The organism is Aminobacter sp. BE322, assembly GCF_050433525.1.
In the GTDB taxonomy this organism is placed as follows: domain Bacteria; phylum Pseudomonadota; class Alphaproteobacteria; order Rhizobiales; family Rhizobiaceae; genus Aminobacter.
This window is the reverse complement of record NZ_JBNPXB010000012.1, coordinates 132612-141626: the sequence shown is the minus strand read 5'-3', so window position 1 is coordinate 141626 and position 9015 is coordinate 132612. Positions and strand designations below refer to the sequence as shown.

At 60.7% G+C, this 9015-nt stretch carries 7 protein-coding genes and 1 pseudogene; 6 read left to right on the top strand and 2 right to left on the bottom strand.

Annotated elements, in window-relative coordinates:
* Positions 1 to 239 precede the first annotated feature (239 nt).
* The 5 genes and pseudogenes from J2X50_RS17390 to J2X50_RS17370 form a co-directional block, all read left to right on the top strand.
* The gene (locus J2X50_RS17390; protein WP_429096789.1) at positions 240 to 1199 is read left to right on the top strand and encodes a DUF1403 family protein; all 960 of its coding nucleotides are present in this window, start codon (positions 240 to 242) and stop codon (positions 1197 to 1199) included.
* A 2-nt stretch (positions 1200 to 1201) separates the two neighbouring features.
* Positions 1202 to 1906: an SMC-Scp complex subunit ScpB gene (scpB, locus tag J2X50_RS17385; protein ID WP_018431406.1), complete on the top strand. Its 705-nt coding sequence runs from the start codon at positions 1202 to 1204 to the stop codon at positions 1904 to 1906.
* A 113-nt stretch (positions 1907 to 2019) separates the two neighbouring features.
* Positions 2020 to 3006, top strand: a complete 987-nt coding sequence (locus tag J2X50_RS17380) for an AAA family ATPase (RefSeq protein WP_429096787.1) — start codon at positions 2020 to 2022, stop codon at positions 3004 to 3006.
* Between the two features lie 17 nt (positions 3007 to 3023).
* Positions 3024 to 5492, top strand: a complete 2469-nt coding sequence (locus tag J2X50_RS17375; RefSeq protein WP_429096785.1) for a S8 family peptidase — start codon at positions 3024 to 3026, stop codon at positions 5490 to 5492.
* Positions 5493 to 5634: 142 nt separating this feature from the next.
* Positions 5635 to 5865 (top strand): annotated as a pseudogene (locus tag J2X50_RS17370) (transposase); the annotation flags it as partial.
* 69 nt (positions 5866 to 5934) lie between these two features.
* On the opposite strand, the gene J2X50_RS17365 reads toward J2X50_RS17370, so the two are convergent.
* On the bottom strand, positions 5935 to 6639 hold the full coding sequence (locus J2X50_RS17365; RefSeq protein ID WP_429096783.1) for an IS6 family transposase: 705 nt from the start codon (positions 6637 to 6639) through the stop codon (positions 5935 to 5937).
* 178 nt (positions 6640 to 6817) lie between these two features.
* On the opposite strand from J2X50_RS17365, the gene J2X50_RS17360 reads away from it, so the two are divergent.
* Positions 6818 to 7756 carry a LysR substrate-binding domain-containing protein gene (locus J2X50_RS17360; protein ID WP_429096781.1) on the top strand — a complete coding sequence of 313 codons (939 nt, stop codon included), beginning with the start codon at positions 6818 to 6820 and terminating at the stop codon, positions 7754 to 7756.
* Positions 7757 to 8271: 515 nt separating this feature from the next.
* On the opposite strand, the gene J2X50_RS17355 is transcribed toward J2X50_RS17360, so the two are convergent.
* Positions 8272 to 8577: a DUF982 domain-containing protein gene (locus J2X50_RS17355; protein WP_429096779.1), complete on the bottom strand. Its 306-nt coding sequence runs from the start codon at positions 8575 to 8577 to the stop codon at positions 8272 to 8274.
* Between the last annotated feature and the right edge of the window lie 438 nt (positions 8578 to 9015).

Here is a 9015-nt window from a genome sequence, read left to right as displayed (position 1 = left end):
GGCTTAATGCGAGGCTGTTTCGGCACCGCGCACGTAGTCTCACGAAAACCGATTCAAAAAGGCGGCGAATCTCACGAAATCCGGTCAGCTGACAAAACGAGCGACAACGGCCATTTCTTCTATAAAGAGCATAACGAACGATAATGCAACATTATCAGTCATTATGGCCGCACGACAGGCGGTGCGTTTTGATGGCGTTGATATAGTCAAAAGCGCACGCACGATTTACGATATCCACCATGATTCGAACCGACTCATCGCTTGCCGCTTCGCCGCCGCCGCCGCGCGTTCCGTCTTGGGCGTTGCCGGGCGGGACCGTCGACCACGAAACCGACGCCGCTTTCTTTGCCGGCGCCGCCTTGACGTCGCTCGACACTCTGGTGCGTTCCGAACCGCCCTGGGCCGGCGCCTGGCGCCAGCGGCTGGCGCTGAAATGCGCCGCCGCCGCCGTGCGCCTCGCCGGTCGGAGCGAAGATGAGAGTGCGCTCCGTGACGCCTGGTATCTGCGCCCTGCCGCCGGTGATCCCGGTCCCGCCGGCACCATTTTGGCCGCGTGGCGGCAGCTCGCGGCCCGGTCGCCGGTGATCGACACTGCGCGGCTGGCCGAAGTGGTCGTGCTGCTCGGTCTGCGCTGGGACGACGGCTTTGCCGATCTCCCGGGGGCGATTAACGACCTGGTCCGCTCCGGCCGCCCGGCGCCGTTTGTCGCCGCGGCGATCGCCAGCCAGATTGTTGCCCTGTCGCCTGGCGCAGAATTGCTGGCCTGGTGGTGCGCCGATCTGGTGCTGGCGCAAAAACTGCGCTGGCCACGGCCGGTACCGCTGCTGATGGCGCAGGCTTTTGGCCCCGCCTTTCGTACTCAAGGAGCGCGCGCGGCAGGGACACGCATCCGACCGGGAGGGGAAGGATTTGAAGGGGCGGTGTGCCTGGCGCTGGTCCAGGGCTCAGCCGATGCTTGTGGATTGGCTGGTGAGCTGTCGCGGCGCGCCGAGCGGCTTGCGGCAGTGATGCCAAAACTGCGCGCCAAAGGGGCTGGTGACGCGATCAAAAAGCTGCTCGATGACGATGCCGTGCCCGGCTCGCTGACCACCAAAACCCTGTCGCGGTTCGGGGCGCGCCGGCTGTTCGAGCGGCTACAAACATTCGAGGCGGTGCGAGAGCTGTCGGGTCGTTCCTCCTTCCGGCTGTATGGGCTGTAGCTATGGTCGGATTCGCCGGGCGCAAAGGGCAAAACGAGCAGCTCGGGCTGTTCGACCGCGAGCTCGAGCACCTGCCGCCGGAACTGCGTTGGCGGGAATGGATGGGGCGGGTCGAGGCGGTAATCTTTGCCGCCAGCACGCCGGTCACACGTAGTGTGCTCGCGCGAGTGGTTGGCAAAAGCTGCAACATCGAGCTGATCATCGACGACATTCGCGCCGAGCTCGCCGGGCGGCCCTACGAGCTGGTGTCGGTCGCCGGCGGCTGGCAGCATCGGACCAAAAAGGTTTTTGGCGACGCCATCCAGGCCGCCGTCGGCCAGCAAGGCCGCGAGGGCGAAAAAGAGCTGACTCAATCGGAAGCGCTGGTGCTGATGGGCATTGCCTACTTCCAGCCGATCACCCGCGGCGAGCTATCGTCGTTCTTTGGCAAGGAGGTATCGCGCGATCTGATCGGGGTTCTACGCTCGCAGGATCTTATCGCGTCGGGACCGCGCTCGCCGCAGCCTGGCGCGCCCTATACTTACGTGACCACCAAGGCGTTCCTCTCCCACTTCGGCTTCGACACGCTACGCGACCTGCCGGATTTCGAGGCACTCGAGGATGCCGGGCTGCTGTCGAAAGAGAGGCTGTTGGCCGGCGACATTCCGGCCGGGCTGGCTGGCGGGGAGGGCGACCATGAAGACAATGGAGTAAAAGTCGACGGCTGAAGAATCGTGCGAACATCGACAAGGGAAAAAACACGATTGCGCGATACAAATCGCGGTTGAAAAGTTAACGTCGCATGCGCGTTGCCGTGTGAATGGAGACCCGAGAAGAGCTTATGACTACTGCCCGCCATATCGTGACGCTGCTTAAGAGCCACATTGCCGGCGATGAGGATCGTTTCCTCGCCACCGCGATGCAGCTTGCTGCGCATGAGGCGCGTCAGGGCCATGGCAAGCTTGCTCAGGACCTCAAGAACCTGATCGATGCGGCCAAGAGCAGGGACACCGGGATTGCGAAAAGCGCCCGCCCGGTTCCCCTTGTTCAGCCGAAGGGCGAACTCGCAGGGCTCCTGCATGCGCGCTATCCTGACCTGCGGCTGACCGACATGATTCTGCCGGATAGCCTGCGCGCTCGCCTGCAGCGCGTGCTGGGCGAGCAGCGCCAACAAGCCAGCTTGCGCGAGCACGGTCTGGTTCCCCGACGCAAACTTCTTCTGGTCGGTCCGCCCGGATCCGGCAAGACCATGACCGCCTCGGCATTGGCCGGCGAGCTTCATCTGCCCCTCTTCACGATTGTCCTCGATGGATTGATCACCAAGTTCATGGGTGAGACGGCGGGCAAGCTGCGGCTTGTATTTGACGCAATGCAGTCGACCCGCGGCGTCTACTTCTTTGACGAGTTCGATGCCATTGGAGCGCGTCGCGGGGAACGTCAGGATGTAGGCGAGATCCGGCGCGTGCTCAACTCGTTCTTGCAATTTCTCGAGCAAGACGACAGCCAAAGCCTGATCATCGCGGCAACGAACCATCCCGAGCTGCTCGACAGGGCCTTGTTCCGCCGTTTCGACGACGTCATAGAATACGCCGTCCCCGATCAGCCACTCATCGAGGCGCTGCTTCGGGCTCGACTTGATCGCTTCGACACCAGGGGGCTTGCCTGGAACAAGGCGATTTCTCAGGCCGAGAGATTGTCGCAGGCGGAGATTATCCGCGCGGCGGACGACGCAGCAAAAACCATCATATTGCGGGGCGGGAAGCGGATCACATCGGAGGCGCTGTTAGACGCGCTGACGGAACGCCGGCAGGCCTCGCTGTCTGATTAGCGACAGCACAGGTTATAATGGCAGACGACTTTCCGCGCGACCGTCCCCACATCCACCTCCTTAATAACGGCATCCGTGAAGCGTATCGGCGGCCAAACCAGCGCATCGAGCCATCGCCGCTGCCGGCGCGCGATCGCGCAGCGCACGCCGCCGCCTTGATGCAATCGATCGAACAGGCCGTCGAAAGTGCGCGGCAGCAGATTGCGGCGCGAAACGCACAGCTGTCGGTGGGCACCCCCGGCTTCTACCTCGAGATCGATCTGCCAGCATCGGAGCGAGTGGGTCTCGATCAATTGGCCGATCGTCGGCAGCACATGGAACTCGTCGCCGTGCAAGAGCCGGCTCAGCCCGGCGCTCCAATCACAGCGTCGGTGTTCGTGCCGCAACGTGCGGAAGCCTACTATCTGAGGAAGGTCGAGGCGTATCGCGACGTCGACACTGATCGGGGCAGGCCGAGGAACGAACCGCTTATCTCGCGTATAGAAACCGTGCGCCTTGCGACTGCAAGGTCTTTGTTCACCGACGCCGCCGACCTCTTTCCTCAAGTCGCCGATGAACGGGTGTGGTGGGAGGTTTGGCTGCGCGAGGGTAGCCGCGAGAACTTCGAGCGCATTGCCCAGGCCCTGAACATCACGATACGCGCGCATGCGGTGAGGTTCCCGGAGCGGGTGGTCATGCTCGCGCTTGCGAGCGCGGCCATACTCGACCGACTGGTCGCGCATAGCGATGTCGTCGCCGAGCTGCGGCGCGCAAAGGATACGCCGTCCTTCTTCATGGGTCTGGGCGGCGCCGAGCAACGGGACTGGAGCGACGAGCTCCTCCAGCGCGTGACACCGCCGGAAACCGACATTGCAGTCTGCGTTCTCGACAGCGGCGTGCGACGCACCCATCCATTGATCGAACCCGCGCTTGCCGTCGAGGATTGGCACACGATCAAACCGGCATGGGGCAGCGACGATACACCTGTGTGGAGCGGCCACGGTACGCGGATGGCAGGCGTCGCTCTTTATGGCGATCTGGTCCCCGTCATGGTCGGAGGCGATCCGGTTCCATTGCCTTTTCGGCTTGAGAGCGTGCGCATTCTTCCGCCCGAGGATGAGGCGAACGATCCAGAACTCTATGGCGCGATCACCGGCGAAGCGATTGCCCGCGCCGAGATCCAGGCGCCCAATCGTCGCCGCGCCTTTGCGATGGCCGTAACTAGCCCGAACTCGGCGCGTGGAAGACCGACATCGTGGTCTGCGGCTGTCGACCAACTCTGTTGCGAGCAGGAACAGCGGCGCTTGATCATTCTCTCGGCCGGCAATATCGGTGAGGACCTCATGCCGGCAGATCATCTGACGCGAAACGATCTGGAGGCAGTCGATGATCCCGCTCAGGCCTGGAACGCGCTAACGGTCGGCGCTTTCACCGAGAAGGTAGACATCGTGGACGCTACCTTCGCGGGCTTCGCGTCAATTGCACCAGCTGGCGAGCTCTCTCCACGTAGTCGCACCTCGGTTATCTGGGATAGGCAGTGGCCGGTTAAGCCGGACGTAGTTTTCGAAGGCGGCAATCTCGCCTATGACGGAGCCTTGCCCGGTGAGCCGATCGACGATCTGCAGATTTTGACAACCTTCTATCGTCCCGACCTGCGCCACTTCACGACCATCGGCGATTCGAGCGCCGCGACGGCACATGCGGCACGGATGGCAGGACAGATTATCGCAGCTCGCCCTGGGTTTTGGCCTGAAACGGTGCGTGCCTTGATCGTCCACTCGGCCGAGTGGACTCCGCCGATGCGCGCACGGATCGACGCCTGCAATGGCGCGAAGGGTCAAATTCAGGCGCTGGTGCGGCGCTATGGCTACGGCGTGCCAGACCTAGGGCGCGCACTCCTGTCAACGGCGAACGACCTCACGCTCATCGTCGAAGACGAATTGCAGCCTTTTCAGCGGGAGGACGGGGCGGCCGCGAAAACCCGTGACATGAAATTGCATCGCTTGCCTTGGCCCAAGGAGCAGCTGGCCGCGCTCGGCGCTGCACAGGTCGAGCTGCGAGCGACGCTGTCGTATTTCATCGAACCCAACCCCGGCGAGCGCGGATGGACGCGCCGGCATCGCTACGCGTCCCATGGCCTTCGGTTCAGAGTGAAATCGGCGACTGAAACAGTCGACGAATTCCGTGCCCGCATCAATCAGGCCGCTCGCGACGAAGAGGAGGGGGCGCCGGCTGGAGGCGGAGAGGAGTGGCTGCTTGGCACCTTTCGTGATCGCGGCTCGCTGCACGCCGATTTCTGGTCGGGCAGCGCCGCCGACCTGGCCGAGCGGGAAGCGATTGGCGTCTTCCCTGTGGGCGGGTGGTGGAAGGAAAAACCTTACCTGGAACGTTTCGACGCGGTAACTCGGTACGCTCTGATCGTAACGATTAGGGCGCCCGGCGCCCACGTCGACATCTTCACTCCGGTGGAAGCAGCCGTCGCTGTCCCGATTGCGGTCGAGACGTGAGGTTTCTATCATTTTTTCGAAAGTGTATTGCATGGCCAAAACAAAGGAACGCGCGCTAGGGCCAATCGACATTCAGGATTCCCGGCGGGATGGAAGCGTGATTCATAGGTTTCCGTGATTTGGCGGAGACCTGATGATGTCAGTGAAACGATATGAACTGAGCGAGGTGCAGTGGCGGCGGATCGCAGCACTGTTGCCGGGCAAGGCTGGTGATCCGGGACGGACTGGCTCTGACAACCGTCTTTTCGTCAATGGTGTGCTGTGGGTGCTTCGATCGGGCGCCCATTGGCATGACCTGCCGGAGCGCTACGGCAAGTGGAAGACACTGCACAAGCGCTTCTCGCGCTGGTCCAAGGCGAAGGTCTGGGAGCGTTCGACGACCTCACCAAGGGGTGTTGTCACGTTATCTGAAAATGATTGCGCTGATCCGGTGATGCTCAATTCACGCGAGTTTCCCAGCCGCGACGTTCCACTCCGCCATCGCTTGCAGGCGGTGAATGTAGATGGCGAGAGCAGAGCGTTTTGAGCGGGGCGGGACGAATAGATTGCGAAGAGCCGAGAAGATCGAGACGAAGCGCTGGAGGCTTCCTGGCGATCGGAAACCCTGCATCGTCCTTTCACGTTTTCGCAGCGGCAGATGCGAATTCTCGGCTCGATTGTTGAGCCTCTTGTGCGACCAGTGCTCGACGGCCGGCATCACTTGTCGCCTGGCTGCTCCATAGGATCGCAACTTGTCTGTGATCATGCGCTTGGGCGCGGCACCCTGTTTCTTCAACAGGCGCATCAGCAATCGCTTGGCAGCCTTGGTGTTGCGGCGGTTCTGGACGATCTCGTCAAGGACATATCCATCCTGATCGACGGCCCGCCAAAGCCAATGCCTCTTACCTGCGATGCCGATGACGACTTCATCCAGATGCCAGGTATCGTTCGGGCCTGGACGCTTCCTTTGGAGCCGGCGAGCATAGTCCGGGCCGAATTTCAGTCCCCATCGGCGGATTGTCTCATAGGAAACGACAATGCCGCGCTCCAGTAGCAGTTCCTCGACCAAGCGCAGGCTCAGCGGAAAGCGAAAGTAGAGCCATACCGCATTGGCGATGATTTGGGGCGGAAAACGATGGCGCTTGTAGCTGATGGACGAGGTGTTCATGCGTGTGCGTCTATCGCGGCCGGTCCGAACAAGCCGTTACCGTGACAATACCTGGCCGCTTCCTCCGTTGAGACCCGTCTTCGTGGGAAAGAGGCTAGCTGTGCGGCACTTGCACAAAAAGGGCTTGCAGCTGTGTTCTATTTTAGAAAAACTAAAACAAAGATGAGGATCTGACCCAATGACGAAGTCGCCGCCATTGCGCGCAATACAGGCCTTCGAGGCTTTCGGCCGCATCGGCAGTGTGACCGGTGCTGCCGAGGAACTCGGCGTTTCGGCAGGGGCAGTCAGCCAGCAGATCCGCAAGGCGGAGGAGGCGTTGGGCGCTCAGCTGCTGGAGCGGCGGGGCAGGACGGTTGCGCTGACGTCATGGGGGAGGATGTACCACGGCGCAGTTTCGGCCGGATTCGACAGGATCCGCGAGGCCCAGGAGATGCTGGAGCGCGCCCGTTTGGAAAGTACACTCACGATTTCATGCCTGCCTTCGCTAGCCAGCAAATGGCTGGCGCCGCAACTCTTCGACTGGCAGGCGCATCATGCGGGCGCAACTGTGCGGCTGATCGGTGCTGAACCAGAACCTCGTTTCGGCGAGGACCAGGTTGATTTCCGCCTCTCCTATGGCACCAAGGCTCGCGACTACGACCACTATGCCGAACTGTTCACCGACTGGGTGGTGCCGGCCTGTTCACCAACGCTGTTTGATCGGCATCCGCTGCGTAAGCCTGCCGACATTTTGGCATTGCCGCTGCTCGGTATCGAATGGGAACGCGACCATCGCTCGCCGCCGACCTGGGCGGAATGGGCAGCAAGCATCGGCGTGAAGTACAGCCGGACAGCCGGTGAGGTGGCATTTTCGCAGTCGAGCGCTGCTATCGATGCCGCGGTCAATGGCAGAGGCTATGTATTGGCACAGCTGTCCATGGCGGGGGAAGACATCGCCTCAGGTCGCCTGGTCGTGCCGTTCAACCTGCCGATGCGGTTGCCGGATTCGTACTTTCTCGCCTGGGACCGATCGGCTTTGCAAAAACCGCTTGGGCAAGAACTGCGCGTATGGTTGGTCTCCCTCGCCAAACGGCAAGAGACTCTGCTCGACATTGAGACACAAGCGCGGGTAACTTAATTCGTCAACGCGCGATGAGCGTTGATTAGCTCGCATGTATCCAAGTGGATAGCAAACCCGTGTGTTTAACCAATTCCGGTAGGTAATCTGATGGATCCGTTGTGGATGTTGTACTTGAGCGAAAATGACCGTGAAGAGAAGTCCGGGCGCCCTTGCTTGGTTTCGTTTAGGTCAAAGTTTCCAATATTTACGCAAATCCGAAAAGCGTACTTGTTGCCGTCTTGTGCAAAGGTAGCTAGGGGTATGAGTAGTTCGTTTGAGCGCTTACTGAAGCGATTGTTGCGGTCAACAGTCCGCATTGCCGGGTATGGGCCGTGAGCCTACCGATCGGTGCTATCGAGTGAGAGCTGACACGCGATTGGCGCGCGCGCGCCAGCGCCGCTGCTAGTCCTAATTGAAAGCTGACCGCCCGCCACCCAGGTGTTCAAGGATCGAGACGGCTACGCGGTAACGCCGCAGAAAGGGATTGCCGGCAGGCCCTTCCAAGCGTCGTTGACGATTGGCCTCAGGAATTCTCAGGCAAGAATGCCGCCGTGTCCGTTTCGAGGCATAACCATCCATGGCTCGATTGACACGGGCGCCTGTTCCAAGATGCCTGCCGAACGTGCAAAACAATGCAGGGCATTCCGAGCACCGTCTAGGTGAAGTCGGTTCTCGCGCACGGCCTGACATGCCCGATAGGCGGACTGATGGATCGGCCCGCGCCTGCTTTCCGGCCACGAGGCCAGAAAGGCTAGAGCATCACCAATGCACTCAATCTCACGAATCGAGTTGCTTGCATCACGAACGAAAATGGAGCGGTCGAAGGCCTGAGCTCTCATTATTTTCTCCCTTTGTCGCCTGCTTATTTGCGGGCAGGCGTTAATGGCATTCCGTAGCGTCAATCAGGCAAAAAAGCGGCGGGTGGGCGTGCGGCGTTCAATAAGGTGATCGACGATTAGCCTGGCCTCGCGGCAAAAGTTCTTAAACGCGAAACGCGCAACTTCCGGCGGATGATGCCTCTGCGGCGTCTCCCGTCGCAGAGTGTACTATGCTAGATGTTCGTGACGGTACTTTCGCGGTTCGCTGTGAGACTCATCCAAGCGGCCGAAAATGGGTCCCGAGGGGCGATTGACCTCGATAGATACCGAAACCCCACAAAAAAGTTTTCGTACGATTTTCCCTTTAAAATCAACATCGTAAGATTTTGACGGCTCATGTGTCGGAATTTGGTGCTGAACACAAGAAAAAACCCAGCTAAATCAGTGATTTAGCTGGGC

What these genes read in the sequence shown, in the direction of transcription:
- J2X50_RS17390 (WP_429096789.1), top strand. Translation starts at nt 240, where the DNA reads ATGATTCGAACCGACTCATCGCTTGCCGCTTCGCCGCCGCCGCCGCGC.
- scpB (WP_018431406.1), top strand. Translation starts at nt 1,202, where the DNA reads ATGGTCGGATTCGCCGGGCGCAAAGGGCAAAACGAGCAGCTCGGGCTG.
- J2X50_RS17380 (WP_429096787.1), top strand. Translation starts at nt 2,020, where the DNA reads ATGACTACTGCCCGCCATATCGTGACGCTGCTTAAGAGCCACATTGCC.
- J2X50_RS17375 (WP_429096785.1), top strand. Translation starts at nt 3,024, where the DNA reads ATGGCAGACGACTTTCCGCGCGACCGTCCCCACATCCACCTCCTTAAT.
- J2X50_RS17365 (WP_429096783.1), bottom strand. Translation starts at nt 6,639, where the DNA reads ATGAACACCTCGTCCATCAGCTACAAGCGCCATCGTTTTCCGCCCCAA.
- J2X50_RS17360 (WP_429096781.1), top strand. Translation starts at nt 6,818, where the DNA reads ATGACGAAGTCGCCGCCATTGCGCGCAATACAGGCCTTCGAGGCTTTC.
- J2X50_RS17355 (WP_429096779.1), bottom strand. Translation starts at nt 8,577, where the DNA reads ATGAGAGCTCAGGCCTTCGACCGCTCCATTTTCGTTCGTGATGCAAGC.